26 protein-coding genes and 1 pseudogene are annotated in these 26,375 nt (G+C 72.7%); 19 read left to right on the plus strand and 8 right to left on the minus strand.

Annotated features, from left to right (window positions below; all coding sequences use genetic code 11):
• Window positions 1-104 precede the first annotated feature (104 nt).
• The 3 genes from ACZ7H1_RS35160 (at window position 105) to ACZ7H1_RS35170 (ending at window position 2,303) form a co-directional block, all read left to right on the plus strand.
• On the plus strand, window positions 105-713 hold the full coding sequence (locus tag ACZ7H1_RS35160; protein WP_470792350.1) for a carbonic anhydrase: 609 nt from the start codon (window positions 105-107) through the stop codon (window positions 711-713).
• 121 nt (window positions 714-834) lie between these two features.
• Window positions 835-1,305: a cyanase gene (cynS, locus tag ACZ7H1_RS35165; RefSeq protein ID WP_470792351.1), complete on the plus strand. Its 471-nt coding sequence runs from the start codon at window positions 835-837 to the stop codon at window positions 1,303-1,305.
• A 413-nt stretch (window positions 1,306-1,718) separates the two neighbouring features.
• Window positions 1,719-2,303 (plus strand): hypothetical protein, encoded by a 585-nt coding sequence (locus ACZ7H1_RS35170; protein ID WP_470792353.1) that lies wholly within the window; start codon window positions 1,719-1,721, stop codon window positions 2,301-2,303.
• Window positions 2,304-2,325: 22 nt separating this feature from the next.
• Here ACZ7H1_RS35170 and ACZ7H1_RS35175 read toward each other — a convergent pair whose 3' ends face one another.
• Together ACZ7H1_RS35175 and ACZ7H1_RS35180 are read right to left on the minus strand one after the other, a co-directional pair.
• Entirely contained in the window at window positions 2,326-3,207 is an 882-nt protein-coding gene (locus tag ACZ7H1_RS35175; protein ID WP_470792354.1) for a nuclease, read from the minus strand.
• 193 nt (window positions 3,208-3,400) lie between these two features.
• Window positions 3,401-4,399, minus strand: a complete 999-nt coding sequence (locus tag ACZ7H1_RS35180) for an N-acetylglucosamine kinase (RefSeq protein WP_470792355.1) — start codon at window positions 4,397-4,399, stop codon at window positions 3,401-3,403.
• A 164-nt stretch (window positions 4,400-4,563) separates the two neighbouring features.
• Between ACZ7H1_RS35180 and ACZ7H1_RS35185 the strand changes: the two genes are divergently transcribed.
• The 3 genes from ACZ7H1_RS35185 to ACZ7H1_RS35195 are packed head-to-tail and all read left to right on the plus strand — an operon-like array spanning window position 4,564 to window position 6,733.
• Window positions 4,564-5,247, plus strand: coding sequence for an alpha/beta fold hydrolase (locus ACZ7H1_RS35185; protein ID WP_470792356.1), 684 nt, complete (start codon window positions 4,564-4,566; stop codon window positions 5,245-5,247).
• A gap of 6 nt (window positions 5,248-5,253) precedes the next feature.
• Window positions 5,254-6,024, plus strand: a complete 771-nt coding sequence (locus ACZ7H1_RS35190) for a maleate cis-trans isomerase family protein (RefSeq protein WP_470792380.1) — start codon at window positions 5,254-5,256, stop codon at window positions 6,022-6,024.
• Between the two features lie 49 nt (window positions 6,025-6,073).
• Window positions 6,074-6,733 carry a DUF7691 family protein gene (locus tag ACZ7H1_RS35195; protein ID WP_470792358.1) on the plus strand — a complete coding sequence of 220 codons (660 nt, stop codon included), beginning with the start codon at window positions 6,074-6,076 and terminating at the stop codon, window positions 6,731-6,733.
• Here the strand turns inward: ACZ7H1_RS35195 and thpR are convergent.
• A complete protein-coding gene (gene thpR / locus ACZ7H1_RS35200; protein ID WP_470792360.1) occupies window positions 6,726-7,316 on the minus strand; it encodes an RNA 2',3'-cyclic phosphodiesterase in 591 nt (196 codons plus the stop codon). The genes ACZ7H1_RS35195 and thpR overlap by 8 nt on opposite strands.
• Before the next feature lie 25 nt (window positions 7,317-7,341).
• Window positions 7,342-7,785: a GNAT family N-acetyltransferase gene (locus tag ACZ7H1_RS35205; RefSeq protein WP_470792361.1), complete on the minus strand. Its 444-nt coding sequence runs from the start codon at window positions 7,783-7,785 to the stop codon at window positions 7,342-7,344.
• Window positions 7,786-7,932: 147 nt separating this feature from the next.
• Here ACZ7H1_RS35205 and ACZ7H1_RS35210 point away from each other — a divergent pair, with 147 nt between their 5' ends.
• Window positions 7,933-9,300 carry a pyridoxal phosphate-dependent decarboxylase family protein gene (locus tag ACZ7H1_RS35210; protein ID WP_470792363.1) on the plus strand — a complete coding sequence of 456 codons (1,368 nt, stop codon included), beginning with the start codon at window positions 7,933-7,935 and terminating at the stop codon, window positions 9,298-9,300.
• Between the two features lie 46 nt (window positions 9,301-9,346).
• Here ACZ7H1_RS35210 and ACZ7H1_RS35215 read toward each other — a convergent pair whose 3' ends face one another.
• Window positions 9,347-9,907, minus strand: coding sequence for a DinB family protein (locus ACZ7H1_RS35215; RefSeq protein WP_470792365.1), 561 nt, complete (start codon window positions 9,905-9,907; stop codon window positions 9,347-9,349).
• A gap of 174 nt (window positions 9,908-10,081) precedes the next feature.
• On the opposite strand from ACZ7H1_RS35215, the gene ACZ7H1_RS35220 reads away from it, so the two are divergent.
• Window positions 10,082-11,020: a hypothetical protein gene (locus ACZ7H1_RS35220; RefSeq protein ID WP_470792366.1), complete on the plus strand. Its 939-nt coding sequence runs from the start codon at window positions 10,082-10,084 to the stop codon at window positions 11,018-11,020.
• 35 nt (window positions 11,021-11,055) lie between these two features.
• Here the strand turns inward: ACZ7H1_RS35220 and yidD are convergent, their stop codons facing one another.
• Entirely contained in the window at window positions 11,056-11,481 is a 426-nt protein-coding gene (yidD, locus tag ACZ7H1_RS35225; RefSeq protein WP_470792367.1) for a membrane protein insertion efficiency factor YidD, read from the minus strand.
• A gap of 162 nt (window positions 11,482-11,643) precedes the next feature.
• Between yidD and ACZ7H1_RS35230 the strand changes: the two genes are divergently transcribed.
• From ACZ7H1_RS35230 to ACZ7H1_RS35245, 4 genes are all read left to right on the plus strand, one after another.
• The gene (locus ACZ7H1_RS35230) at window positions 11,644-11,916 is read left to right on the plus strand and encodes a hypothetical protein (protein WP_470792368.1); all 273 of its coding nucleotides are present in this window, start codon (window positions 11,644-11,646) and stop codon (window positions 11,914-11,916) included.
• 538 nt (window positions 11,917-12,454) lie between these two features.
• Window positions 12,455-12,598, plus strand: a complete 144-nt coding sequence (locus ACZ7H1_RS35235) for a hypothetical protein (protein ID WP_470792369.1) — start codon at window positions 12,455-12,457, stop codon at window positions 12,596-12,598.
• 97 nt (window positions 12,599-12,695) lie between these two features.
• Window positions 12,696-13,487 (plus strand): hypothetical protein, encoded by a 792-nt coding sequence (locus tag ACZ7H1_RS35240; RefSeq protein ID WP_470792370.1) that lies wholly within the window; start codon window positions 12,696-12,698, stop codon window positions 13,485-13,487.
• Between the two features lie 46 nt (window positions 13,488-13,533).
• The gene (locus ACZ7H1_RS35245) at window positions 13,534-14,199 is read left to right on the plus strand and encodes a hypothetical protein (RefSeq protein WP_470792371.1); all 666 of its coding nucleotides are present in this window, start codon (window positions 13,534-13,536) and stop codon (window positions 14,197-14,199) included.
• A 96-nt stretch (window positions 14,200-14,295) separates the two neighbouring features.
• Here the strand turns inward: ACZ7H1_RS35245 and ACZ7H1_RS35250 are convergent, their stop codons facing one another.
• Window positions 14,296-15,741, minus strand: a complete 1,446-nt coding sequence (locus tag ACZ7H1_RS35250) for a ricin-type beta-trefoil lectin domain protein (protein ID WP_470792372.1) — start codon at window positions 15,739-15,741, stop codon at window positions 14,296-14,298.
• 424 nt (window positions 15,742-16,165) lie between these two features.
• On the opposite strand from ACZ7H1_RS35250, the gene ACZ7H1_RS35255 reads away from it, so the two are divergent.
• Window positions 16,166-17,251 (plus strand): alpha/beta hydrolase, encoded by a 1,086-nt coding sequence (locus ACZ7H1_RS35255; protein ID WP_470792373.1) that lies wholly within the window; start codon window positions 16,166-16,168, stop codon window positions 17,249-17,251.
• A 35-nt stretch (window positions 17,252-17,286) separates the two neighbouring features.
• Window positions 17,287-18,033 (plus strand): alpha/beta fold hydrolase, encoded by a 747-nt coding sequence (locus ACZ7H1_RS35260; RefSeq protein WP_470792374.1) that lies wholly within the window; start codon window positions 17,287-17,289, stop codon window positions 18,031-18,033.
• A 128-nt stretch (window positions 18,034-18,161) separates the two neighbouring features.
• On the opposite strand, the gene ACZ7H1_RS35265 is transcribed toward ACZ7H1_RS35260, so the two are convergent.
• Entirely contained in the window at window positions 18,162-19,337 is a 1,176-nt protein-coding gene (locus ACZ7H1_RS35265) for a UDP-N-acetylglucosamine--N-acetylmuramyl-(pentapeptide) pyrophosphoryl-undecaprenol N-acetylglucosamine transferase (protein ID WP_470792375.1), read from the minus strand.
• Between the two features lie 604 nt (window positions 19,338-19,941).
• On the opposite strand from ACZ7H1_RS35265, the gene ACZ7H1_RS35270 reads away from it, so the two are divergent.
• The 5 genes and pseudogenes from ACZ7H1_RS35270 to ACZ7H1_RS35290 all read left to right on the plus strand — a co-directional run.
• The gene (locus ACZ7H1_RS35270; RefSeq protein WP_470792376.1) at window positions 19,942-21,465 is read left to right on the plus strand and encodes an AbfB domain-containing protein; all 1,524 of its coding nucleotides are present in this window, start codon (window positions 19,942-19,944) and stop codon (window positions 21,463-21,465) included.
• A 52-nt stretch (window positions 21,466-21,517) separates the two neighbouring features.
• Window positions 21,518-22,093, plus strand: coding sequence for an RICIN domain-containing protein (locus tag ACZ7H1_RS35275; protein WP_470792377.1), 576 nt, complete (start codon window positions 21,518-21,520; stop codon window positions 22,091-22,093).
• Window positions 22,094-22,128: 35 nt separating this feature from the next.
• Window positions 22,129-22,818 (plus strand): RICIN domain-containing protein, encoded by a 690-nt coding sequence (locus tag ACZ7H1_RS35280; protein WP_470792378.1) that lies wholly within the window; start codon window positions 22,129-22,131, stop codon window positions 22,816-22,818.
• Window positions 22,819-23,083: 265 nt separating this feature from the next.
• Window positions 23,084-24,235 (plus strand): hypothetical protein, encoded by a 1,152-nt coding sequence (locus ACZ7H1_RS35285; protein ID WP_470792379.1) that lies wholly within the window; start codon window positions 23,084-23,086, stop codon window positions 24,233-24,235.
• Between the two features lie 147 nt (window positions 24,236-24,382).
• A pseudogene (locus ACZ7H1_RS35290) lies at window positions 24,383-26,375 on the plus strand (hypothetical protein); the annotation flags it as partial.

The raw sequence follows: 26,375 nt of genomic DNA on the forward strand, positions 1-26,375 counted from the left end.
CGATGGCTGTAGGTGATATCAGCTCTTGGACACTATAGATGCTGGTCATGCAGAGTGAATGACATCGCCCACCGGCCACGACCGACCGAAGGGAATCACGGGTCATGCACCACCTCGCCGAGGGAATCGACCGCTTCCAACGGGAGATCCACCCCGCCAAGGCCGGGCTCTTCGCCCGCCTGGCCGGCACCCACCAGCCCGGCACGCTCTTCATCAGCTGCTCCGACGCACGCGTCATACCCGAGCTGATCACCCAGACCGACCCCGGCGAGCTGTTCGTCATCCGTACCGCCGGAAACCTCGTCCCCGCACACACCGCACACACCGCCCACGCCGACGGCACGGCTGCGAGCATCGAATACGCCGTCGCCGTCCTGGGCGTGAAGGACATCGTCGTGTGCGGACACTCCGCCTGCGGCGCCATGACCGCCCTCGCGGAAGGGCACGACCTCACCGGCGCACCGTCCGTAGCCGACTGGCTGCGCCACGCCGAGCCCTCCCGGGCCCGCGTCGCAACCGCCGGAGTCGGCCGGAAGGTGGCCGCGCTCGTGCGGGAGAACGTCACCGCCCAGCTCGCGAACCTCGCCACCCACCCCTCGGTGGCCCGAGCCCTGGCCGAGGGGCGTGTGGACCTGCACGGGTGGGTGTTCGACATCCGCACCGGCCGCGTCGAGGACGTCACGCCCGGCGCGCGCCCGGCCCTCGTGGGCTGAACCGCCCGGGACATCCCCGCCGGCCCGCTCTCTCCCTGCCCCCGACTCGCCTCCCCCCAGCCCCACCGTCTCCGGCCCGCCGAAGCAGCGGACCGGGGACCATCCGGAAGGAAACCACCTCGTGGTGCACGCCCAGTTCGACAACAACGCCCGCCGGCAGCTCGCGATCGAGGCGGTCGGGGCCAAGACCCGCCGCGACCTGTCCTGGAAGCAGATCGCCGACGCCGCCGGCCTGTCCGTCGCCTTCGTCACCGCCGCGGTCCTCGGCCAGCACCCCCTGCCCGAGCAGTCCGCCAGGGCCGTCGCCGAACTCCTCGGCCTCGACGAGGACGCGGTGACGCTGCTGCAGACCATCCCCACGCGCGGCTCCCTCGCCGACGGCATCCCCACCGACCCGACCATCTACCGCTTCCACGAAATGCTCCAGGTCTACGGCACCACGCTGAAGGCCCTCGTCCACGAGGAGTTCGGCGACGGGATCATCTCCGCCATCAACTTCAAACTCGACGTGAAGAAGGTCGCCGACCCCGACGGCGGCGAGCGCGCCGTGATCACCCTCGACGGCAAGTACCTGCCCACGAAGCCCTTCTAGGGAGTGTCGTCAAAGTGGGTCGTCGGCCCGGTGGGCGGGGTGGGCGGGGTCTGGTGCGTGCGATCGCAAGGCGGAGGAGGGAGCCCGTGCGGAGCATCGGCGACCGACGACAGCTCGGTCTCCGAAGGGCTGCGCAGCCGAGCCGGGACGGAGCGAGCGGAGCGACCTCAGTGCGGCGAGCGTGCGTGCCGGACCCCGCCGACCCGGCGGGGGCACCTCCCAGCGGTAGCCGGGGGAGGGACTTCGACGACACGACCCAGCGGCCGCAGGTCCGACCGCAGAACCCCTGTGAGTCCCGGCACTTCCCCCATCCGGGGGAGACAATGCCGCCCCCGGGCCTGATGTCCGGGACGCCAGGGCCCGCCAGGATCGGAAGTGACCGCACTCCGCTTCCGAACCTGGGGGAAACCGCCGTGTCCAAGCCGACGCCGCGTCTCGCCGTTCCGCTCGTCCTCGCCGCCATGACCGTGGCCGCCACCACCCTGCCTGCCACCGCCCTGCCTGCTGCCGCCGTACCACCGGCTCCGGCCGTGGTCGGCATCAAGGGATGGGCCCGCATGGACTACCCCGTCCCGGAGGACGACATCCGGATCTTCGTTGACGCGCACGCCCTCCGCACGCCACGCGACCGGAACGAACCGGCCAGGTCCTGGGGTGCGTTCCGCATCCAGCACCGCTCGCCGTCGGGGGTCGACGGACGGCCCACGTTCAACTGGGGTGACCTCAAGGTCGACTGCCTGAGCGTCAACGGCCCCGACGTGACCGTGACCGGCAGGATCGTCGCCGCCGGTCCGCACTGGCAGGAATTCCTGCGCCGCAACCCGCCCGCCCGCATGGGCTTGAGCTTCCACGTCCCGGCAGGGGGCGGCGGCGTCACCCGGATCGGGATCACGGCCCCCAGCGCCGACGGGCAGCCCGAACTGCCGAAGTGCGCGGCCAAGGCCCCGGACGCGGACGCGATCGAGGGCGGCTACACCGTCGTGGACACCCGGCGGTAGTTCTGCGGCCGAGGCGGGGCGGTCACCTCTCGATCAGGGTGATGTCCTCCACCTGCCGGGTCATCCTGATGGTGTTGCCGGTGATCTCGACGATGTTCTGCAGTCCCATGACCGTCTCCTCCCGGTCGGGAAGTCGGAACTCCTCGTTCTCGCCGGCCAGGTAGGCGGGGAAACAGGCCAGGGACGGGCCGAAGAGCCGGATGTAGTCCGCGAGGCGGCGGAACAGCTTCGGCAGGATCACCTGCTGGTCGGTGATCGACTCGAGGCTGCCGATCGTGGCGCCGTCCTCGAAGGTCACGTCGTGGGCCCAGACACCGAGGGGCGGGTTCGAAGTCCGGGCCCGCCGGGAGGTCTCCGCCATGCACCGGCGCAGCTCCTCGGGGAGCTTGCTGTAGAAGGTCGGGTAGACCAGTCCGCGGTCCAGCAGCCGGTGGTTGGCGGTCCGGTGCAGGAGGTCCGTGGTCACCACGATCCGCTCGCCGCTCTGCGTGTGCGGCGGCGGGTCGCCCCGGCCCACCATGGCGATACAGCGGCCGAAGGCGTCCGCACCGCTCGCGAGGATGAAGCCGCGCACGGTCTCCGGGGTCGAGGCGGTGACCTTCCCCTCCTCGTCCATGACGATGTTGCCGAAGCCCAGCCAGGCCAGCAGCTCGTCGCGGGCGGCACGTGCTCCGAGGTCCATCGGCTGGTGCACGTCGGCGGGACCGACGCCCCGGTAGTGGGTCTCCGGTGCGTCGATCCCGTCCATGCGGATCTTGCCGCCGCCGCGGACGTTGCGCTTGACCCGGTTCTGCCCGGGCACGTCGCACCAGAAGCCGGGATCCTGCGGCAGGAAGTGCACGGTGTCGCCGTCGGGGGCAGTGTCGATGATCCGGTAGGTCCCCTTGATGAGCAGCATCGGCATGCAGGTCTCCCGAGGCGTGAGAGGGGGAGTGGGGCGTCTGCCGGCCATTGTCGTTCCGACCGGCGATCCGGCCCGGGGATCCCCGGCGGCGCGTCCACCGCCGGGGACAGGTGCGGTGGTGAACAGGGGGCGCGCGGCAGGGCCCTTGGCGCCGCGTACGAACGGGTGAGTCCTCCGGGGCCGAGGGCGTCCGTCAGCCGGACGGTCGCTGTGGTCCCACCGCGAGTACGTCGAGCAACGGCGGCTCGCACGGCCACGGCGGGGCGGCCGATTCGGCAGCGAGGCGCAGGGCGCCGAGGAGGGGAGGCCCCTCGGGTGTCCGCAGACGGGCCTGGGGCAGTCGGCGGGACAGGTGGCGCACCACCGCCTCGTACAGGCCCGGGAGCAGGAACAGGCCACCGGTCAGCGCGATGTCGGGCGCGGCCTGCCCGCCTGCGGCAGCGGCTGCGCTGCACGCGATCTCATCCGCGGCCCGGTCGACGAGTCCCAGGGCGACCGTCTCGCCCTCCTGTGCCGCGCTCCCGACGTCGGCGGCGAACGCCGCGAGCAGACCGGCCCGGTCCGGACGGGTCTGGAGTGCGGCCGGCCAGCCGGTGACCTGACCGAATCGTCGGACGGCCAGGTCCAGCAGGAGCGCGGAGCCGCCTTGCCGTCCGTCGTGGTGCCGCAGGGCGGCTTCGAGGGCCGCGCGACCGATCCACGCCCCGCCGCCGCAGTCGCCAAGGAGTTGGCCCCAGCCGTCGGCGCGGCGCCAGCCCGTGTCCGGGTGGCACCCCATGGCGACCAGGCCGGTGCCACCGGCGACCACCACGCCCGGACGGGTTCCGAGGGCGCCGATGTGCGCGGTGACCGCGTCGCTCGCCAGGGCGAGCCGACTCGCGCCGGTGGCCTGCGCGAGCGGACCGGGCAGCTTCTCGGCCAGGTCCCTGCCCAGCAGGGCCATCCCGGTGGCTCCGACCGCCACGCATACGACCGTACGGGCCCCCGCGCGGCCGAGGAGTCCCTCGAGCGCGGGCAGGACCGTGGCCAGCAGCCCCGCGCCGTCGTGGCCGGCACCGGCGATCCGGGCAGGGGCGGCCAGCTCGACGACGTGCGCGGCGGCGAGGTCGACGGGCCGGCCGGCCGGCGCGAGGGCGATCCGGATCCCCGTGCCGCCCACGTCGACGCCGGCGATCCACTCCGCTGCGGACATGGCGCTCCCTTCGGCGGGCCCGTTGATGCCTGCACGATCATCCAGGAAGCCGGGCGCCCGCACGGGCGGTGACCCGTTTGGGTCGCTCGGGGTGTGTGCCGGCCCTTCCTGAGGTGGACTCGGGATGCCGAGGGGATGGGGGCACGACGAGTGGAGGAACACCGATGTCGCCGAGCAAGCCGAGCGTGGTCTTTGCCCATGGTCTGTGGGCTGACGGCTCCTGCTACAGGAAGTTGATCCCCGTACTGCAGCGGGAGGGCCACGAGGTGGTCTCCGCGCAGAACTCGCTGGACTCGCTGGAGGGTGACGTCGACGCCGTCCGCCGTGCGCTCGCGCGGGTCAGCGCCCCGGCGATCCTCGTGGGCCACTCCTGGGGCGGTTTCGTCATCACGGCCGCGGGCACGGACGAGCGGGTCGCCGGGCTCGTCTACATCGCCGCGCTGGGACCGGACGCAGGGGAGAGCGCTCAAGAACTCATCGGCAAGTTCGACCCGCCGCCGCTGTTCTCGCACCTGGACGACGAGGAGGGGCGACTGTGGATCGCCCGCGACGGCATCTCCGACTTCTGCGGGGACCTGCCCGAGGCCGAACAGCAGCTGGTCTGGGCGACGCAGGGCTCCGCGAACGCACAGCTGTTGGGCGCCACGACCGACGACCCGGCCTGGCGGACCAAGCCCAGCTGGTTCGTCGTCGCCAAGCAGGACCACGCCGTCAACCCCGAGCTGCAGCGCTTCGTGGCCGCCCGGATGGGAGCGACCGCCGTCGAGGTGGACTCCTCTCACGTCCCGATGCTCTCCCATCCCGATGCCGTGCTGGATACGATCCGCGCCGCGGCACGATCGGTGTAGCCGGTGATGTGGCGACCCGACGGGTGGGACGCGCGTCTGCGGATCGGCGTGCTCACTCCGCACGCCGACGTGGGGCCGGAGTCGGAGCTGCGGGCGATGGCCCCCGCCGACGTGGGGCTCCACTTCGCCCGGGTGCCCTTCGGGGCGTTCGGGCGCCGCGGCACTTTGGACGCGACCATTCCGCTCGCCCCGGTACGGGCCTTCGCGGAGCCGCCCGGCGTCGACGACGCCACCGCACTCCTCTCGGCCGCACCCGTGGCGGTCATCGCCTTCGCGTTCACCAGCTCCGCGTACGTCATCGGGGCCGACGCCGAACGGGCGATGCTGGAGCGGCTGGCCGAGCGGGCCTGGGGAACACCGGCGGTCGGCACGGGCACCGCGGTCGTGAAGGCGCTACGGGCTCTCGGCGCGCAGCGGCCGTGCCTGTTCGATCCCCCCTGGTTCGACCAGGAGTTGAACGACCTCGGCCGGGCGTACTACGAGGCCGCGGGGTTCAGCGTGCCGTACGCCGCGCCCTGCGGGCTGCCGAGCGGGCAGGGGCTCATCCGGCCCGACGGACTGTACGACTGGGTGGAGGGTCGTGTTCCCGACACGGCGGACGCCGTCGTCATCGGCGGCAACGGCTTCCGCGCCGTGGGCACGATCGAGCGCCTCGAAGCAGCCCTGGACCGTCCCGTCGTGACGGCCAACCAGGCACTGTTGTGGGCGGCCCTGCGCACGGCGGACGCCACGACCACGGACATCACCGGATACGGACGGCTCTTCGCCGTGGACTGACGACGGTGGGGCCGCCCGTCCGGCAGCGATGTCAGTGCCGGTCGGCACAATGGCGATCATAAGTCACAACATCGCGTACTCCACCGCCGACAAGGCCGACGTCCTGGCCTACCTCGGCAGCAAAGGCAACCTCACCCCGGACCAGCTGCGCCGTCTCGGCGGCATGCGCAAGGACGCCCAGGCCCATCAGGACGACCTCGACCACCAGGGCGTCGACTGGGGGCTGTCCGTCCCCGAAGCCCTCGACCATCTCATCGCGGGGCACACCGGCTCGGACGCCGACTGCGCGGGCAACGCCTACAACTCCGCCCTGCAGCACATCATCGACCACAACGCCTCCGACCCGTACCAGCTGGGCACCTACTCCAAGCCCGCGACGTTCTTCGGTCTGGTGGACGACGAGATGCGCCGCCTCGGCGTGCCCGCCGACCTCCTGCCCCAGGGCTTCCTGTACGGCGGGCCGCCCGACGAGTTCCCGTTCGTCCCGCACTCGACGGACGGCTACCCGGCCATAGGCCACCTGCCCCTGGCCAAGGCGAAGCCGGCCGCCGACGCCTACCGTGCCGTCCTGGACCGGATGGATCCCGGCTTCCGCCACGACGTCCAGGAGCTCATCGAGAAGCTCGACTTCGAGCACAAGGAGTGGGCGTTCGCCACGGAAAAGGTCGACTGGTACACCCAGGACACCATCTTCTTCAAGCTCACCTGACTCCGCTGCCGCCGAAGGGCCACGCCTCGATGTCGCGGTAGCGGATCGGTCCCGGGCCGCGGCTGAAGTTGCTGGCGACGAGGTGCAGGCGTTCGGTCGGCCAGCGGCGCCCGGCGAAAGCGGCGAGCCCGGCAACGGCCTCCACCACGCTGGACGTGTCGTTCCGGCGCGCTCGGGCCAGCGTCAGATGCGGCCGCAGCGGTCGTTCCTCGAAGTCGACACCGCACTCCCTGACCAGGGCGCGCACCTCGGCGGCGAGCGAGTGCAGCCCTTCCAGGTCCCCGTCGATCCCGGTCCACAGCACCCGCTGGTCGAAGTGCCCGCCGCCGTGCAGGGCCAGCTGCAGGGGCGGCCGTCCCGCCGCGAGGCCGGCGAGCGGCGGCTGCAGGAGCGGGACGGTCCCCACCGGGAGCTCGCCGAGGAACGCCAGCGTGATGTGCCAGTCCTCGATCCGGTTCCACCGCATGCGCGGGTACGCGTCGTAGGCGGGGCGCAGCTCCCGTGCCAGTTCGTCCTTCGCGTCGTCGGGCGGGGCGAGCGCGATGAAGACGCGAACGGTCGCGTCCTGGGCCTTCTCGTTCACGAAGGTCTTCGTATCGTGTGTCACCCTAGCCCGCGTCGGGATCGAGGCTCTTGGTGAAGTGGAAGGCCACGATGTCCATCCGCTCGCGCAGGTAGAAGCGGTGGGCGCCGGTGCGGTGGGTGCCCGAGTCGAGGTTGAGCTCGCGGCAGCCGGCGGCGCGGGCGTGGGCCTCCAGATGCGCGATGAGCGCGTGGCCGACGCCGGTGGAGCGCGCGGAGCCGGCGGTGACCAGGTCGTCGACGTAGAGCTTGCGCAGGGAGCTGGTGTTGTCGATGATCCGCCAGCCGGCCGCGCCGACGCACGTGCCGTCTTCGGCGTACGCGGCCGTGAAGCGCAGGCCCTGCGCGCGGCCGTGCCCGTACACCTCCCGGAACAGCTCCGGGGTGAGATGGGGACGCAGTTCGCGCAGGACCGGGAGCATGTCGGTGTCCAGGCGCGGGTCGCCCGGCTCGAGGTCAACGATCTTCATGCCGGGACGATATCCCGACGGATGCTGCCGGTGCCGACCGGGCCGGTCGTCAGCGTGCAGCCCGGTTGCACGGCGCTGCGTCGCGCCCGGGGCCGCGCGGAGAGCCGCGGCTTGCGCCGTGGCGGCGGCTGTCCCATAGTCCGAGGTATGGACGCGCGCGAGGCGGCGCTCCGACAGGCGTACGACCATGCCGTCAGCTGGCTGGCAGGCCTGCCCGACCGCCGCGTTCCCGCCCGCGCTTCGGTCGAGGAGATCGTGGGCGCGCTCGGCGCCGAACTGCCCGCAGGTCCCAGCCGTCCCGCCGACGTCGTCGACCTCCTGGCCACGGCCTGTGAACCGGGGCTCACGGCGTTTCCCGGCGGCCGCTTCTACGGGTTCGTGGTCGGAGGCACCGAGCCGGCCGCGCTGGCCGCAGACTGGCTGGTCAGCGCCTGGGACCAGAACTGCGTCATGCGCGCCGCCTCGCCCGCGTACGCGGCGGCGGAAGAGATCGCCGGCGCGTGGCTCCTCGACCTGCTCGGCCTGCCGGGCGAGAGCGCCGTCGGCTTCACCACCGGTGCCACCATGGCGAACTTCACCTGTCTCGCCGCCGCGCGCGACACGGTGATGCGCCGCACCGGCTGGAACGTCGCCCACGACGGACTCGCCGGCGGGCCGGCCGTTCGCGTCGTCGCCGGCCAGGACCGCCACATGGCCATCGACCTGGCGCTGCGCTACCTGGGGCTCGGCACGCCCGAACTCGTGCGAGCGGACGAGCAGGGGCGCATCGATCCCCAGGCCCTGCGCCGGACCCTGGCGGCAGGCGGGCAGCGCCCCACGATCGTCATCCTCCAGGCCGGGGACATCCACTCCGGTGCCTTCGATCCGTTCGCCGAGGCGGTCCGTGCCGCGCGCGAGGCGGACGCGTGGGTGCACGTCGACGGCGCCTTCGGCCTGTGGGCGGCAGCCTCGCCGCTCTACGCGCACCTGACCGCGGGGTGCTCGTACGCCGATTCCTGGGCGACGGACGCCCACAAGACCCTGAACGTCCCCTACGACTGCGGCCTCGCCATCGTGCGCGATGCGGTCGCCGTCCGGGCCGCCATGGGCCTGCAGGGCGACTACCTCATCCAGCACGAGAGCGGGGACCCCGTCGACAAGGTTCCCGAACTCTCCCGGCGCGGAAGGGCCTTCACCGTGTGGGCGGCACTGAGGTCCCTCGGGAGGTCAGGCGTGGCCGACCTCGTCGAGCGGCTGTGCCGGCACGCCTCGGCGTTCGCCACCGCAATCACCGGGATCGACGGCGCGACGGTCCTCAACGACGTGGTGTTCACCCAGGTCTGCGCCGAGTTCGGCAGCGACGCACGCACGGAACGCGTACTCACCCGGCTGCTCGACGACGGCACGGCGTGGATCAGCGGCTCCACCTGGCACGGCCGCCGCGTCATGCGCATCTCGGTGAGCAACTGGTCGACGACCGACGACGACGTGACGCGTACGCTCGACGCGATCCGGCGTGCAACCACCGGCCCGTGACACGGAATCCACCCGCCCCCGCGCCGCTCCCCCCGCGGGGCTCAGCTCACTGGCCCACTCGTCCGTCGACGCACTCGCGCAGCAGGTCGGCGTGCCCACAGTGCCGGGCGTACTCCTCGACCCTGTGCACCATCAGCTCCCGGATCGCGATCCTGTCCTTCCCCACGCGCTCGCCCAGGTCCGGAAACCCGGCCAGCGCGGCATCGGTCGCGGCCTGCTCGCGCTCCAGGTCGGCGTACGCGGCGTCGACCACGGCCTGCTCGGCGACCGCTCCGTGGAAGTCCGCGTCCTTCTCGCCGTACAGCCTGGGCAGCGGGTCGCCGCTGGTGATCCAGTTGTGCCAGTCCCGCTCCACCTCGACGAGGTGCCGCAGCAGGCCGAGCAGTGACATCGTCGACGGCGGAACCGACCGACGGGCCAGTTGCCCGGGGTCCAGGCCCTCGCACTTCATCCGCAGGGTCAGTCGGTAGTCCGTCAGGAAGCCCTGCAACGTGGCGCGTTCGCCGTCCGACTCGGGCTTCTCGCTGTTGCGGGGGTCGTCGTCCGGATCGGACCACATGTCGCTGTAGACGGTTGCCTGGGTCCATCGTGCGGGCTGGTCACTCATGCGGCCATGATCGTCCGTGACGGTCCGGGCCGCCAGTGGGTTTCCCCACGGTGATATCGGCCCGCACGCGCGAGTGACGGGGATCACACGGGATTCTCCGAATCTCATTGCCGGTCGGGGGGTCTCCCGCGCCTAGAAGGGAAGCCCCGACCGTCCGTAAGGAGAGCCCGCGCCATGAACACCGCCTCGTCCGAGCCCGCCCCCGAGCCCGAGCGCCTCGTCACGATTCGCACCTCGGCCGTGGTGCTGCCGCTCGACCGCACCCAGCCCATCTCCTTCTTCATCGAGACGGAACTCGCCGACGGCGGTGGCCGAGGGCTGGAGCAGCCCGCGGTCCCGTCGTTCTTCATCGACATGGCCCAGCGCATGGCGCAGCAGCTCCAAGCACCTCGTGTCGAGGTCGACGTCGTGCACGCCGCGCGGCAGGAATCCCCGCTCGTGCCGCCCTTCCGCTTCCGCGACAAGCTGTTCTCCGTGGCCCTGCACACGCCCGACCGGGCCCCGGCGCCCGCCCGTTCCGCCTTACACGCGGTGATGGCGGCCCGGGAGGCGGCCATCGACGGCCGTGACGACGAGGTGGACGCGTTCACCCGGACCTGGCTCGGGATTCCCGCCGCCCACGCCGCGCAGTGGCGCGAGGCCGCATCCACCGCGCTGCTCGCCGACTGGACCGATGCCCTGCTGGCCCACCCCGGCGGGGTCGACGACGAGCTCCTGCGCCTGCTGCGCAACGAGACCGTTGCCGAGCACCGGCGGCAACAGCCGGTCTGGACCCGCCGGTCGCGAGGTCAGCGGACCTGCCTCCTGGACCAGCCGATCGGCGAGGGCCTGGTCCTCGCCGACCTCCTGGCCGACCCCCGCACCCCGGAGGACAGCGTCCTGCGCAGCACCTTCGCCGACCCGCGCGTGGCCGCCGTGCTGCGCCGGCTGCTCAGCGAAGAGCTGACGGTCGCGCACGACTGGGCCACCACCGCGGACACGTGGCACCACGCCGCCCTCGCCGCCGGGCTGCCCGCCGCGTACGGCGAACGGGTACGCCGCAAGCTCAAGCGACTCGGCGCCCTGCACACGGCCCGCACCGCCGCCACCCGCACGGGAGAGCCCCGGCAATGACCTCTGCCCGGCGGGCGGCGCCGTGACGCGTCGCGTCAGTCGGGTACGGGGTCGCTGAAGCCGCGCCGCCGGGCGGCCCCCGGCCGGCAGCGCAGGAGGCGGCCCAGGACCAGCCCTGCGCCGCGCAGCGCGCCGTGCCTGTGCAGGGCCTTGACGGCGTAGGTGGAGCAGCTCGGCGTGTACGGGCAGCAGGCGGGCCGCGCGGGGCTGACCGTGACCCGGTAGCGCCGGACCGCTTCGTACAGCCCTGCGGCTGCCCTGCCCGCCGGGCGGGGGGCGGCGGGGTCTTCGCCGGCCGTCGCACGGGCCACGGCCCTGTGGGGCAGGGCGAGCGCGAGGAACAACGAGGCGGCCCACATGCCCGGGCAGCACGTCCGGCAGGTGTGGCACGAGTCGGCCCATGCCTCGAAGCAGTTTTCGACACGGCTGCCGTCCGTCTCGTTCCTGCGCCGTCTTGCCATCGTGCCCCCCGCCTGGTTTCCGTATGGATCTTACGGCGGGCGTACCGAAACGTTTTCACCTGCGGTTCCGCCGGACAACCACGCGCGCCGCGGTCGCTGCCGGGAGCGGGGTGTACGCGGCGAGTGACATCGTGCAGCCGAAGCTCTGGACTTCCTCAAGACGTGCTTGGCAGGCCGGCCGCCTGGGGCATCTTCGTCGCAAGAACCGGAACCGACGGCAACGAAGCGGGGGTGGAGGAAGTGGACTTCCTGGCGATCGTGGGGATCTTCTTCATGGTGGTGCTGATCGCGCTGCTGCGCGGAAGCCTCGGGTCTCCGCGGGGCCGGTCCCGCGGAGGCCGCAGCAGCGGGTCCTCCGGGAGCAGCTGGTTCGACGGGGGCGGCTCGTCCTGCGGCGGCGGCTCTTCGTGCGGGGGCGGCGGCGGAGGCGACTGACACGACGGACCTCGCGCCGGAGCCGGGAGCTCCGACGGGGCTGCGTGGACCCGCAGGTCCTGCTGAGGCAGACGGGCTGGGACGCGGTGGACCAACGCTGCCCGGACATGGCACCGGAGACGCCCGCCATCCTCGGGGATCTGCTCGACGACGTCCCGGCCGTCCAGGGACACGCCCTGCGCTGCCTCACCGAAGCCCTCCTGTGCGGGGACGTCTTCTACAGTGCCACGGCTCCCGCGGCCCGGTACGTCGCCGCGGTCCTGGGGGATCCGGGGACCCTGGTGCACGTCGACGACCACAGTGTCCACGAGGTGCGCGACCTGGGTCCGCCGACCCCGTTCCCCCTGCGTGCGGGTCTGCCGGCCTGGCTGGGCGGCACGACGGTGGAGGCGATGGGCCAGCGGGCGCGGCCCTTCGGTGACGAGGAGGACCTCGAAGCCTTCCTCGACCTCGCCCCGAGTTCTTCGAGGCCGGGCACCCCTTCCTCGCGGCGGATACGGCCGAGGTCCGCGAGGCCGCCCTGGCCGCGCTCCTGCCGTTGCTCCGGCTGCCCGCGCCGGCCGACGGGGTCCCCGCCTTCCGCAGCCACGTCCATGCCCTGGCGCTCGGCGACGGCCCCCTCCGCCGGCGCGCCATCGACACGCTCTTCTCCTGGGGCGAGGACGTGGCCCCTCTCGTCTGACCGGAGGAGCCGCCTCCGGACCGTCGGCCGCGCTCGCGCTCGCGCTCCACCTGATCAGTCGATTGCCCGCCCCCGAGCCTCGCGTGATCCTGTTGCCATGCCGCCCGAATCCTCCGAATCGCCCGATCCCCGCCACGACGACATCCCCCGCCGCTCGGACTCGTTCCGTACGACGCCCTCACCCGAGCCGCCCGAGCCCAGCGAGACCGGCGCCCTGCTCCAGGCAGTGACGACGGCCGCCATGACCGCCGACGGCGACGCCGCGCAGGCCCGCTACGACGAGCTCCTGACCCGACTCCGACAGCGCCCCGAGGACGCCGTCACCGAGATCGCCCGCGCCGAGGGCCGCGCCGACCCGCGCGACTATGCCGGCCGCTGGGCCCTGGTCCACACCGCCTCGCAGTTGCGCCACGACGCCGCCCTGCCCTACCTGCGCTCGGTCGTGGCGACCCCCATCCCTCCCGAGGAGTCCACCGACGCGCACAGCTTCTCCACGGTCACCGAGGAGACGATCCTGCGCACGACGGCCGTCGAGGGCATCGAACAGCTCGCGGTCGAGGGCAGCGCCCCCGCGGTCGACGCGCTGTTCCTGGCCCTCGAACAGCCCTCGCTGTCGATGCGCCGCGCCGCCGTCCAGGCCCTGCTGGCCACGCCGGGCGGCGAGCGCCACCGCTCCCGGATGCTCGGATTCCTGCCGGAGGAGCAGCGGTTCCTGCTCGACATCCGGCGGGTCGACGTCCGCGACGTGCCGCAGGTAAGCGACCCCCGTGTGCACCTCACCGAAGGCGCGGGCGCCGAGCCCGGCCCGCAGCACCCGCTCCTTCCCGAAGACCGGGACGAGCGCGGCGGACCGAACGGCTCCGATGCCCCGCAGCTCCGGCCTCGCTGAGGCACCCTGCGCCCACACTCCGCCCCGACCCGGAAGAAGAAAGCCGATGGCCGTCTGCAGTGCGACCGTGCCCGACAAGAACACCAGCGGCGACAACCTCTACGAACCTCGCGTCACCCAGGAGTTCATCAACTGGGCATGGCCTGCCTACAAGTTCGTGAAGACCGAATGGGACGACGGATTCGGATACGAGAACGTCGCCGACACCGACCTTCCCCTCGCCCGGATCCTCAACTCCATCTGGCTGTTGAACTATTCGGCCGAGGACTACATGAACGAGGACTACAACAGCAACGCCCTGCACTGGGCGGCACGTTACGTCCGCGAGCAGATGAACGCGCTGTGGGCCAGATGCGGCGACGGCAGTGCTGTCGCCCGCGCCTTCAGCGACCGGATCGAGCTGTACTCCCTCTGCTTCTACACCAAGGACGTCTCCGGCCGGGCGGAGACCCTCGTCCACGAGGCCCGGCACCGCGGAGGCAAACCCCACAACGCGAAGTTCCCCGCGGGATCCACCTTCGGCGCGGGCAAGAACGGCGCGGACTCGGAGTGGGGCTACGAGGGCGCCTGGATGTACGGAGCCCTCTACCTCTGGTGGTTCTACGCCGACGGGCGACGCACCACGACGGCCCTGCGCCAGGCCGCCAGGCAGCGGGCGAACGTGGTCATCGACAACGCCTTCGCCACGCACCCGGGCTTCACCATCTCCTGAACCCGGACCGGCAAGGCCCGGCCGGTCCGGCTCTCCGGACCGTGCCGGGCCCTTGCCGTCCGGGGGCCGGGTCAGGCCCCTGGGGGTTGCCGCGTCCTAGTGGGCGCGGGGCGGGGTGGTGAGGTGGTTCCACTGCTGGTTGGGCTTGTCGTTGCGGTACCACAGGCCGACGCCGGAGCCGTTCGCAGTGGAATCGCCGCCGACGTCGAGGACGAGTCCGGAGGCGGTGTTGGTGATGACGTGCTTGGCGTCGATGGTCCACTTCTGGGTGGTGCGGCCGTTGCAGTCACGGATGACGAGCTTGGCGGTGCTCGGGGAGCTCGTGGTGGAGTCGAGGCACTTGGATCCGTAGACGCGGAGCTCGTCGGCGGGGGTGTGGGTCCACTCCTGGTTGGTGCCGCCGTTGCAGTCCCAGATGATCACGGTGGTGTTGTTCGCCCGGCTGCCCTGGGGCACGTCCAGGCAGCGCTGGGAGCCGGTGCCGCGGATCGGGTTGGTGGGCCGGGCGGGGTTTCCGCCGCCCCACGCCCAGGTGAGGCGGTCGACGCCGCTGCTGTTCGTGACGTGCAGTGTGAGGTCGGTGCCGGTGCTGGTGGCGTCGAGTGCGGTGAGGGAGTACCAGTCGCCGGTGCGCAGGCCGGGCCACAGGACGGCGCCCATGTTCAGTTCGCGGACGGTGTCGGTGGCGGCTTGCATGTAGGCGATGGAGACGTCGCCGTTGCTGGGGCCGTTGTAGTCGAGGCCCGTGGTCATGAAGGCGCCGAATTCGTCGAGGACGGTGCGTGCGGCGCAGGTGCCGATGCTGCTCTTGAGGTCGGCGGCCCATTTGGCGGGGCTGGTCCAGTCCTGGTGCCAGAAACCGTACTGGTGCAGGGAGAGGTAGGTGCCGGCCAGGCGGGGGTCGGCGCAGACGGGTTTGACGTCGCCGTTGTAGCCGGCGCCGCTGACGAAGACGCGGCTGCGGGGGATGGCGGGGTGGGCGCCGAGCCAGGCGGCGGCGGTGTCGGCCCACTGGGTGGCGGTGTAGCCGAAGGGCTCGTTCATGGGCTCGAAGTGGACGAGGGCGTCGTCGGCGTACTTGTCGGTGACGGTCTTCCACATGGTGGCGTAGGAGGCCTGGTCGTCGATCCTGCCGTCCGGCTTGCCGGTGGCCGGGGAGGGGGACTCCCAGTAGCTGAGGATCACCTTGAAGCCCTTGGCGGAGGCCGCGTCGATCACACCGGCATACGCTTCCCAGGCGGGGCCGTTGACGGTGTGCGGGTTCACGGGCAGCCGTACCGTGTTCGCCCCGATCTTGGTCCGGAACTCCTCGACGACCGAAGCCGCCTTGGCCCGCGTGGTGGCGTAGTCGTCCGCGGGGTTCAGGCCGGAGAGCACGAGAGCGTCCGGGGTGAAGTTGTCCCGGCCGTCAGCCCAGTTGACACCCCGGAAGGCACTGGTGTCCGGGGCGGGCGCATCGGCTGCTGCGGTGCCGGCGGGCAGGCCGAGTATCGCCGTGACCCCGGTGGTGAACAGGGCCAGGGCCCTGCTGCGGATACGCATGGTGGTACCAATCTCGAATGGGTGGTCGGTTCGGGCGGCCCCCGGACACGCCTGGCCGTCCCGGCCCTCGACCGATGGCGCGGCCCCGGTGCGGAGGCAAGGCCGGGCGGCAGAGCAGGGCCGGGCGGGAGAGCAGGGCCGGCCCTGAACTGAAAGAGGGTCAGATCCACTGCCGTCCGGGCCGGACGCGATCGGCGGACGGGCCGCAGAAGCAGCATAACCACAAGATCGAAATGTCCGCCGCGGGCGCCGCCCCGGTCGACGCCATCCACGGGCACCCACGGGCAGGACCACCGGCCGACGGCCCGGCCGGCGGCGGCCGGTGGTGTGATTGGGTACGCGGTATGGGTCTCAGGCGAGCGTTTCCCCGGTGTACGAGTGGGGATTCAGGGTGGTATCCCGCGGTCCGGACGGAGGTCGGGTCGTGACCGACCTCCGTGAGCCGGCGGAGTCCGGCCGTGACCCGGCGCCCCTGGCGGCTCCGGCCTTCGACCCCGAACTGGGCGTCGCACTGGCCGCCTTGGGAAGCAAGGCGAGAGAGCCGGTCACGCCCGACAATCTTCAGGCCTGGCAGGAGCGGGATGCCGCGGCGCGGCCCAGGCCGACGGTCGACGACCTGCGCGCCGACGGTCGTTTCGAGGCGGCGGAGATCCGTGTGCCGGGACCGCCGGACGGGCCCGACGTCACGCTCGTGAGCGCGCGACCGGCCGGGCTCGCGGGGCCGCTGCCCCTGCTGTACTACATGCACGGTGGCGCAATGATCACCGGTAATGCGTGGTCCGTGCTGCCGCGGATCCTGCGCGAGTGGGCCCTCCCCCTCGGCATGGCCGTCATCTCGGTCGAGTACCGGCTGGCGCCGCGGACGCAGTACCCGGGACCGCTGGAGGACTGCTACGCCGGACTGGTCTGGGCGGCCGGGCACGCGACGGAACTGCACATCGACGCGGACCGCATCGTCATCGGCGGGAAGAGCGCCGGCGGCGGGCTCGCCGCGGCCCTCGCCCTGCTGGTCCGTGACCGCGGCGGCCCTAGGCCGCTGGGGCAACTGCTGCTCTGCCCGATGCTCGACGACAGCGACCGTACGTTCTCCAGTCATCAGATGACGGGCCTCGGCGTATGGGACCGCACGTCCAACGCGACCGCGTGGAAGGTGCTGCTGGGTGACCGCTACGGCGCCGCGGACCTGCCGCCCTACGCGGCCCCCTCCCGTGCCACCGACCTTTCCGGACTTCCCCCGGCCTATGTCGACGTGGGGTCCGCCGACATGTTCCGGGACGAGGACGTGGCCTACGCCAACGCGATCTGGCGGTCCGGCGGCCACGCCGAACTGCACGTATGGCCCGGCGCCCACCACGGCTTCGACGGGATGGCACCGCGGGCGGCCCTCAGCCAGGACGCACGCGACGCCCGTACCCGCTGGCTCCGGCGCCTCCTCCTGCAATCCGGCAGGGGCCGTGACCGGGCGGCGGGTGGGCTGGAATCTCCCCCTGGGGGAGAACCTACGGTCTGACCGGCAGCACAGCGACGCGATGAAAGAGGTCAACCATGACGACGTTTCTGCTGGTCCCGGGTCTGTGCATGGGCGGCTGGGCCTGGGAGGCCGTGGCCGGCGAGCTGACGGCGCGCGGGCACCGGGCCGTGCCGGTGACGCTCCCGGGCCTGGGTGAGCGGGCGGGGGAAGGCGCCGGGCGCATCGGGCTCGCCGACCACACGGCGGAGTTGGTCGCCCAGCTCGACGCAGAGGGGCCGGGAGCGGTGCTCGTGGCCCACAGCTATGCAGCCTTCCCTGCGGTCGCCGCCGCCGACCTGCGGCCCGACCGGGTCGGGCGGGTGGTGTTCGTGGACACCGGCATTCCGGAGAACGGCGAGTCGGTGGCGACCAGTTTCGCCGGCAGCAGCCTTCCCGCCGCCACCGGTGACGGGGTCCTTCCTGTGCCGACCGAGCTCGCCGGGATCCCGGACGCGGAGATGGAGCGGTACCGCCGCCTCGCCACCCCGCACCCCGCAGCGACCGTCACCGATGCCGTCACGCTGACCGGAGCATGGAGCACGCTGCCCACCACCGGCGTGTTCTGCCTGGAGAGCGGCCTCAGCATCCGGATGGCCCAGGCCCTCCACGCCACCGGAGCACCCCGGTTCGCCAAACTCGCCGAGCCCGGCGTCACCTTCTTCGAGATGGCAACCGGCCACTTCCCCATGCTCTCGGCGCCCGCCGGGCTGGCCGACATCCTCGTCCGCGCGGCGGCCGGCGAGGGCGCCGCCCTGTACGGCCGGGGAGTGTCGTCACAGTAGCGTCGGCCGCCCGGAGGGCGGGGCCGGCGGGGTCTGGTGGAGGTTGCCTCGTCGCCCGGCCGGACGGTCACCGCGCACTGCCCCTCCTCCACCGGGGCGGGGGAGGGGCAGCGCTCGGCCGGAGACGGTCAGCCGGTCGCGGCGGCCAGGAGTACGTCCACAAGCCTGTCCGCGGCGTCCGGGCGGCCGTACGCCCGGGCCCGTTCGGCCATCGCCGCGCGCCGGGCCGGGTCGGTCAGGAGCGGGCCGACCGCATGCTGGAGGGTCTGCGGGGTGACCTCGCCGAGCAGGGCGAGCGCAGCCCCCGCGTCCGCCAGGTGCTGGGCGTTGTGCGCCTGCTCGTTGCCGGCCGACGTGGCGAGCGGCACGAACACGGCGGGCTTGCCCAGCGCGGTCAGCTCGGCGAGCGTGCCGGCGCCGCTGCGGGAGATCACGACATCGGCCAGCGCCAGCACGTCGGGCAGCTCCGGGCCGACGAAACCGGTCAGGTGGTACCGGCCGGCGAGGACCGGGTCCAGGCCCGCGGCGGCGGCGCGGAGCTCGTCGACGTTGGCCGGCCCGCACTGGTGGATGACGTTCGCGTGGCTCAGCAGCCACGGCAGCACGTCCCGGACGACGCCGTTGATCTGCTGCGCACCCTGCGCCCCGCCGGTGACGTAGACCGTCGGCAGCCGCCGGTCGAACCCGGTGAGGTTCAGCGCGTGAACCGCCTTGTCGCCGTATCCGCTGAGGACCTCCGGGCGGACCGGGTTGCCCGTGACCACCGCGCGGCCGCGCACGTCGGCCGGGAGGAGCGGCAGGGACGACTCCGAGGACACGGCGATCCGCGTCGCCGAACCCGCCAGCTTCCGGTTGGCCAGACCCAGCCGGACCGTCTGCTCGTGCAGGACCAGCGGGCGCCGGCACAGCCGCGCGGCCAGCCCGGCCGGCACGGCGACGTAGCCGCCGGTCGCGAGCACGACGTCCGGCTGGAACTCCGACACGATCGTCCGCGCCTGTGCCACGCCGAGCGGTACCCGCGCCATGTCCTTCACGTTCGCCGCCGACAGCATCTTGAGCGGGTTCGCCGAGCGGCGGATCTTCCCCGTCGCGACCGTCTTGAACGCGATGCCCTCCGCCGGGGCGACACGCGCCTCGAGGCCGTCCGCGGTGCCGATCCACAGGACGTCGAGCGTGCTGCCGGCAGCCGCGAGCCGTGCTTGGAGCGTCCGGATCGCCGTCAGAGCGGGGTAGGTGTGACCGCCGGTCCCTCCCCCCGTCACGAGAAGCCGGAAAGAGCGGGGGAGTGCAGAGGAAGTGTTCACCTCCCGCACCCTACTGGGTGCCGGTTGCCCCCGGATCCCCCGCCTCGGCGGCAGCGCCCGGGCGCCTCCGCAGATCAGGCGGGTGGTTGGCCGGTTCGTGCCCCCTGCACGGAGGGCGGCGGATGGTAACGCGTCAACGGACCGTAAAACCTTGATGTGTACCGAACCACATCTTTTCCTCACGTGGCCGTTACCCAGGGGATACACCACCGCTCCGGTGGAGCTCCGGCGGACACCGGACCCCTTGTGCCGCTTGGGTCGGGAGGGGGTGCCGGGGCACTGCACGCCGCGCCGCCACCGGCCGTCCGTTCGGTCGGAAGCGGATGTTCCATGTTACTCGTCAGTACGTAACACGGTGCCGCAAGACGGTTTTCGGTCAAAGACTGGCGGTAAGTCGACCAATACTCCGTCAAATCAGCCAGTGATCGGACAGGAGCTGTCAATTCCACTTTGACTGCCCTTTAGGGATCTTCAAGACTGCGCCTCCGACCACCCCGCACCCATCGGGAACTGCGTGCGGGACCTAGCAGGGGGAACCGAAAGCAGAATGAAGAAGAGCCACCCGAACTCCGCTCGCATGCGGAGGGTCGTCACGCGCGGGCTCGTGACCGCCACCGCTCTGGCCTCCGTCAGCGGCATGGCCGTGCCGCTCTCCGCGGTCGCCGCCTCGTCGGGCGCCGTTGCCGAGGCCGCCGGCATCGGGACCACGGACAAGCAGCGTGTCGACGCCGCTGCCGTCGTGCGCCTCGACCCGAGCCCGGACGTACTGCTGCTCAGCGACCACGACTTCATCCACGCCATCTGGCAGAAGGCCCGGGACGGCGGGGAGACCTTCGAGGCGGTGCGGCTCGCCGCTGAGGCCGCCATGACGAGCGACGTGGCCGACGAGCACGTCCAGTTCATCGTCACCGGCATCCACGAGGCGTACGCCGTCGACAAGCAGCGCGAGAAGGACAAGGCCGACGCCGCCCGCGCGGCCCGCCTCGCCAAGTCCCAGGCGCTGGTCGCGGTGGGCATCCCGAACAGCCCCGACCTGCTCGACCTGAGCGACGACAACTTCATCCGCGCCGTGATGCGGCACGAGGCCGCGGGCCCCGAGGTCCGCGACGCCGCCGCGAAGGCCCTGGCCGGCGACGCCGCCGCCTGGCAGGAGTTCATCACCAACGGCGCCCGCGAGGCCCACCAGCGCGACGTCGCCGCCGAGATCAAGGAGCTGGAGGAGAAGAACCGCGCCGAGGCCGAGCGCCGCAAGGAGCTCGCCGCCCGCACCAACGCGGCCGCGCTGTTCCGCATCTCGCCGTCCGAGGCCATGCTGGCGCTCAGCGACGACAACTTCATCCGCGAGCTGCTGCGCACCGCACCGGCCGACACCAAGGAGAGCGAGCTCTACGCGGCGGCGCAGCGCGCGGTCCTCAGCTCGGACCCGGCCGCGTGGAAGCAGTACATCCACACCGGCGCCGAAGCGGCGTACAAGAAGGACGACGAGGCGCGCCGCAAGAAGATCGCCGACGCCAACCGGCGGCTCGCGCTCCAGATCCAGGCCGCCGCCGAGCAGGCCGGCGTGCACCCGAACCTGGTCGCCGTGGCGAAGAAGGCGCTGGCCGGCAGCGACGAGGAGGTCGCGGAGTTCCTCAAGGAGGAGAACCAGTACCGCGCCAAGCGGCAGACGCTGGTGCAGGCGAGCGGCAGGGGGGGCTTCGTGATCCGCCAGTCGAGCGTCGACGGCGGCGAGACGTTCCTCGCCCCGGTGTCCACGAGCTCCAAGCAGGCCGACCGCGAGGACGGCACCTGGGTGATCGTGCCCGCCCTCGGCGGGCAGCCCGGCTGCTGGTCCTTCGAGTCCGCCCGCAAGCCCGGCCACTACCTGGTCCAGAAGGACCTCCGCGTCCGGCTGACCGCGAGCGACAACAGTGCGCAGTTCCGCAAGGACGCCAGCTGGTGCGCCAAGAAGGGCCTGAGCGGCACCGGCACGTCCTTCGAGTCGGCCGGCCAGCCCGGCCGCTTCCTGCGACAGCACTGGGGCGACATGTACGCGGGCAACAAGGCCGGCGGCGCGAACCGCTTCGACACGGAGAAGGAATTCGTCCAGGACGCCACCTGGAAGTTCGCCACTCCGCTGGCGCGCTGACCCCCGCCCGCCGAGTCCTTCCCTCCAGACCTCAGAAGAACGGAATCACCCCATGTCCCGGATCGTCCGATCCGTCCTGGCCGTTGGCGCCGGTGCCGCGGCGATTGCCGCCAGTGTGACCTTCGCCGTCGCGAACGAGCCCGCCCAGCGTGCCGAGCCCGCCGCCGCCGTGGCCCCCGCCGCCGTGCAGCTCCAGGCCCAGCACAGCGGCCAGTGCCTCACCGTCCCCTCCGGCAGCCTGCGCAACGGCATCAATGCCGTCCAGTCGGCGTGCGCCGACGGAGCCGAGAACCAGCAGTTCGACCTGGCGCCCACCGGTGCGGGCACCCTTGAGGTGCGGTTCAAGCACGCCGGCAAGTGCCTCGACGTGGAGAGCGCCGGCATCAAGACCGGCACGGTCGTCCAGCAGTGGTGGTGCGTCGGGCAGCAGCAGCAGCGCTGGCGCCTGATCATGGTCGACGTCGCCAAGGAGCTGTACGAGCTGCGGCCCGCCCACCTGATCGGCAAGCCCGGCCGGTGCATGGAGATCAAGTCCGGCTCCAAGGACGACGGCGCGGCCGCGCAGCTGTACGCGTGCAACGGCTCGAGCGCCCAGAAGTGGCGCATCCAGCCGGTCTCGGCCGCCTGAGCATCCCGAACACGCGAGAGGAAACGGATCCCATCATGTCCCGGATCATCAAGGCCGCCCTGGCGGTAGGCGCCACCGTCGCGGTGCTGGCCGGCACCGCGACCGCCGTGCAGGCCGACGGCGGTGACGAGACCGCGGCCCGTGCCGCGGCTGCCGCCCGCGCCGCGGCCGCCGCCCGCACCGCCGCGGCCGCCCGCGCGGCCTCCGCCGACCCCGCGGAGGCTGCGGCGGAGGCCGCCATCACCGCGCGGGCCGCGGCCATGGAGGCGGCGAGCCGTGCCGCCATGCCGCAGACGGTCCTCCAGATCACGGCTGCCAACAGCGGCAAGTGCCTGGACCTCGAAGGCTCCAAGACCACCGACGGCGTTCCCGTCCAGCAGTACGCCTGCAACGGCAGCGACGCCCAGAAGTGGAAGGCCGTCGCCAAGGGTGGCGGCAGCTTCGAGCTGCGGTCCGCCGTCAGCGACAAGTGCATCGAGGTCGAGAACAGCGGCGTCAAGAACGGCGCGGTCGTCCAGACGTGGAAGTGCTCCGGCGGTGGCAACATGCGCTGGGAACTGCAGCTCGTCGACCCGGTCGAAAAGCTGTACGAGCTGCAGCCGAAGCACGTCGACGAGATGTGCCTGGACATCCCCAGCTCCAAGACCGACAACGGCATCAACACGCAGCTGTGGACCTGTAACCGGTCCACCGCCCAGCTGTTCAAGGTCCAGCAGGTCAAGTGAGCCTGCCGAACGGAGCGCGTTACCGCGCCCGTTGAGCGTCGTGGAGGGGGGGGGGGGGGGGGGGGGGGGGGGGGCTGGGGGGGGGGGGGGGTGGGGAACGGCGTTTTTTTTCGGGGGGTGGGGTGGCGGAGGGGGGGGGGGGGGGGGGGGGGGAGGATGTCGGGGGGGGGGGGGGGGGGGGGGGGGGGGGGGCGCCGCCCCCCCCCCCCCCCCCCCTCCCCCTTCGCGCTGTGAACACGTTCTTCTTTTCTCAAGGGGGTCTGAGTTGAGTCGTCAGTGGTGGGGCGCGCGGACGTTGACCGTCGGCGTGCTGGCCGGCGGGATCGCGGTCGCGGGCGTGGTGCCGGCGTGGGCGGACGCCCGTGCCGCAGCGGCCGCCGCGCCGTCGTCCGTGGCGTCCGTCGCGGCATCCTCCGTATCCGTCGCTCCGGCCGACCAGCCGCAGCAGACGCTCTCGCCCGAGCTGGCCGCGGCCGTCGAGGAGGCGCGCCTGCGGATCACGTTGATGGCGAAGACGCACCCGGCCGCCGAGGTGAGGACGTCGGCGTGGAACGCGCTGCGCAGCTCCCGCGGCGACGAGGCGCTCCTCGAGTGGCTCGCGCCCGGCGGCGGCTTCGACTACGCCAAGCAGCGGGCGCGCGAGACCCGGGCCCGGAACAAGGCGTTCTGCGAGCGCGTGGTCGCCACGCACACGACCGGGTTCTCCCCCGAGGTACGGGCCGCCGCGGCGCGGGCGCTGAAGGGGAGCGTCGCCGAGCAGGCGGCGTTCGTGAAGACCGGGTACGCCGACGCGCAGCGCCGCGACCGTGCGGCGCGCGAGGCCGGGGAGCAGCAACGACTGGAAGTCGCCGCCAAGGACCGGGAGTTCGTACGCGCCCTCGGTGAGCAGGATCCGGGCGAGCAGGTGCGGGTCGCCGCGCAGTGGGCGGTGCGGCCGGGTGCCGCGGAGCCGGACGTCGCGGAGTTCTTCGGCTACGGCTGGGCCACCGGCGCGGCGTTGGACCTGGAGGCGTACCGGACGCGCGTGGCCGATGCGGAAACGATTCGGCATCACGCGCTGACGCGCCTGATCAGGGAGGCCACCGCGGCCGAGGCGGCCGTCAAGGACGCGGCGGACGCGGCCCGGGCCCGGGCCGAGGCGGAGCGCGCCTGGAAGGCCGTGTCCGAGCACGCCGACGCGGCGCAGCGCGCGTGGCTGGCCGAGCAGGCCGCCGCAACCGCGCAGGCGGAGAACTGGCGGGCCGTCGCCCGGCTGTCCCGGGAATCCGCGGAGCAGCTCTGGAAGGCGGTCTCGGGCACCGCCGACGGCAACCAGGACGCCTGGGCCGCCGAGCTGGCCGGCGCCGAGGGCGCGGCGGCGTTCTGGAAGGCGATGTACGACCGCGCCCAGGACGGCGAGAGCCGCACCCGGGGCTGATCCCGAGGAGTCCGGCCGGCCCGTGACCGGGGCCGGCCGGACGGCATCCGATCACCCCGTCCGCTGACCTGGGCGGGGTTGTTGAACCATTCGTCTAGGGGGTTTCCCGTGTGGGGAAGATTCCGGCCCGGGGCCGGAGGGCTACGCGTGGGCGTAGCCGCGAACGTACGCAAGGCCGTGTCCGCAGCGGTCGTCGTGGCGGTGCTCGGCGCCGCCACCGGCGAGGCTGCTGCCGCGACCGCCGCGCGTGACCAGAAGGCGTCGCTGACGCAGACCATGGCGTCGCTGGACCAGCTGGCGGCTGCGCTCGCGCCGAAGGCCGGCGCCCCGGCGCCGGCCGCGAAGGCGGCGCCGTCCGAGCTCCAGCGGATCAGCGACGAGCGTGACCGCGCGCTGGTCGAGGACTTCGCGGAGTTCGACGAGGAAGAAGAGGTCCGCGAGGCCGCCAAGAAGGCGCTGGCGAGCACGGACCCCAACGCCATCCGCGAGTTCCTGGAGCGCGGCGAGGCCGAGGCCCGCCAGCGCGCCAAGGACAAGCGGGCCGGCGTCGACGTCGCCAACCGCCAGCAGATCGAGAAGCTGCGCGGCACCGGCGGCCCCTTCTTCAACGCCGAAGTCGAGCGCGTCCTGAAGGGCACGGCGCAGGACCGCGCCGACTTCCTGGCCTTCGGCGCGGACATCGCCAAGCAGCGTGACGAGGCGGACAAGCAGAACGCCGCCAAGCGCGCCGAGGAGAACCGCAAGCGCGCCGAGATGCTGGCGTCGGTGGGCGGTCCCGCGGTCAAGCGGGCCGCGCAGGCCGCGCTCGACTCCAAGGACGACGCGGTCATCGCGGAGTTCCTGGAGAAGGGCTACCAGGCCGCGGCGCAGCAGGACGCCGACGACCGGGCCGCACACGAGAAGGCCCAGAAGGAGGCCCTGGAGGCGGCGGAGAAGCTCCGCGAGCTGGCGAAGAAGGCCGCGGTCGCGGCCGAGGCCCGTACCAAGCTGATCGCCGCGCACGGCGACGCCGTCAGGGCGCTCAAGAACGCCTCCAACGCCATGTCGTCCGCGGCCTCGGCCGCGCGCGAGGCGGACCGGATGCTGGCGGCCGACCGGGCCGGCAAGCGCCTGTCGAACTACGACCAGGTCAAGGCAGAGGTCGCGCGTCAGGTCGGTTATGCCGACGACGCCGCCAAGGCCGCTCAGGTCGCGGCCGCACAGGCCAAGGTGCAGGCCGACGTGCTGGTCGGGACCGGTCTGGAGCACGGCACGCAGTGGTCGGAGGTCGCCGCGGGCATCGCGGCCGCCGCGGACGCCGCCGTCAAGGCCGGCCGGACGGCGCAGCACGCGGTGGACGCCACTGCCGCCGACGCGGCGGGCCTGAACGCCCAGAACCAGGCCGAGCTGCACGAGGCGCAGGCGAAGAAGTGGCGTGCCAACGCCGAGGAGCACGCGAAGGCCGCCGCCCGTCTGGCGGAGGCCGCGGACAAGCAGGCGAAGATCGCCGCGACCGCTGCGGCGCGTGCGAAGGATGCGCGTCTGGCGGCCGAGCAGGCCGAGCGCGAGGCGTGGGAGCACGCCCGCAAGGCCCGCGAGGCCCGTATCGAGGCGCAGCGGCAGGCCCAGATCGCGGCCGAGCAGCGCAAGATCGCCGAGCGTGAGCGCGACCTCGCCGCCGCTGCCCGTGCGCGTGCGGAGCGTGAGCGGGACATCGCCGCCGCGGCTCGTGCACGCGCCGAGGCCGAGGCCCGTACGGCCTCCGCTGCCCGCGCGCAGGCCCAGGCCGCCGCCGCGACGGCTGCCTCGGCACGGGCCGGCGCCCAGGCTCAGGACGGCATCGCCGCCGAAGCCGACCGGCGGGCGCAGGGCGAGGAGACCAACGCCCGCAACGCCCGCAACGCCGCCTTCGCGGCCGAGCAGAACCACAACGCGAAGGAATCCCGGGCCAAGGCCATGGAGGCGCTCGCCGCCTCCGGCCGCGGCACGATCGATGCGGCTGTGGCCCGTGGCGCTGCCGATCAGGCGCGCGCGGATGCGAACACGGCCCGTGACGCGGCCGGTGCCGCCCGCGGCGCTGCGAACACCGCGAGCGGTGCCGCTGTCCGTGCCCGCTCGGCTGCCACCGAAGCGGCCGGCGCGGCTGCCCGTGCGCGTGCTG

The sequence above is a fragment of the Streptomyces sp. NPDC037401 genome (genome assembly GCF_055602345.1).

What these genes read in the sequence shown, in the direction of transcription:
- ACZ7H1_RS35160 (WP_470792350.1), top strand. Translation starts at nt 105, where the DNA reads ATGCACCACCTCGCCGAGGGAATCGACCGCTTCCAACGGGAGATCCAC.
- ACZ7H1_RS35175 (WP_470792354.1), bottom strand. Translation starts at nt 3,207, where the DNA reads ATGCCGATGCTGCTCATCAAGGGGACCTACCGGATCATCGACACTGCC.
- ACZ7H1_RS35180 (WP_470792355.1), bottom strand. Translation starts at nt 4,399, where the DNA reads ATGTCCGCAGCGGAGTGGATCGCCGGCGTCGACGTGGGCGGCACGGGG.
- ACZ7H1_RS35185 (WP_470792356.1), top strand. Translation starts at nt 4,564, where the DNA reads ATGTCGCCGAGCAAGCCGAGCGTGGTCTTTGCCCATGGTCTGTGGGCT.
- ACZ7H1_RS35190 (WP_470792380.1), top strand. Translation starts at nt 5,254, where the DNA reads ATGTGGCGACCCGACGGGTGGGACGCGCGTCTGCGGATCGGCGTGCTC.
- ACZ7H1_RS35195 (WP_470792358.1), top strand. Translation starts at nt 6,074, where the DNA reads ATGGCGATCATAAGTCACAACATCGCGTACTCCACCGCCGACAAGGCC.
- ACZ7H1_RS35205 (WP_470792361.1), bottom strand. Translation starts at nt 7,785, where the DNA reads ATGAAGATCGTTGACCTCGAGCCGGGCGACCCGCGCCTGGACACCGAC.
- ACZ7H1_RS35210 (WP_470792363.1), top strand. Translation starts at nt 7,933, where the DNA reads ATGGACGCGCGCGAGGCGGCGCTCCGACAGGCGTACGACCATGCCGTC.
- ACZ7H1_RS35215 (WP_470792365.1), bottom strand. Translation starts at nt 9,907, where the DNA reads ATGAGTGACCAGCCCGCACGATGGACCCAGGCAACCGTCTACAGCGAC.
- ACZ7H1_RS35220 (WP_470792366.1), top strand. Translation starts at nt 10,082, where the DNA reads ATGAACACCGCCTCGTCCGAGCCCGCCCCCGAGCCCGAGCGCCTCGTC.
- yidD (WP_470792367.1), bottom strand. Translation starts at nt 11,481, where the DNA reads ATGGCAAGACGGCGCAGGAACGAGACGGACGGCAGCCGTGTCGAAAAC.
- ACZ7H1_RS35240 (WP_470792370.1), top strand. Translation starts at nt 12,696, where the DNA reads ATGCCGCCCGAATCCTCCGAATCGCCCGATCCCCGCCACGACGACATC.
- ACZ7H1_RS35245 (WP_470792371.1), top strand. Translation starts at nt 13,534, where the DNA reads ATGGCCGTCTGCAGTGCGACCGTGCCCGACAAGAACACCAGCGGCGAC.
- ACZ7H1_RS35250 (WP_470792372.1), bottom strand. Translation starts at nt 15,741, where the DNA reads ATGCGTATCCGCAGCAGGGCCCTGGCCCTGTTCACCACCGGGGTCACG.
- ACZ7H1_RS35260 (WP_470792374.1), top strand. Translation starts at nt 17,287, where the DNA reads ATGACGACGTTTCTGCTGGTCCCGGGTCTGTGCATGGGCGGCTGGGCC.
- ACZ7H1_RS35275 (WP_470792377.1), top strand. Translation starts at nt 21,518, where the DNA reads ATGTCCCGGATCGTCCGATCCGTCCTGGCCGTTGGCGCCGGTGCCGCG.
- ACZ7H1_RS35280 (WP_470792378.1), top strand. Translation starts at nt 22,129, where the DNA reads ATGTCCCGGATCATCAAGGCCGCCCTGGCGGTAGGCGCCACCGTCGCG.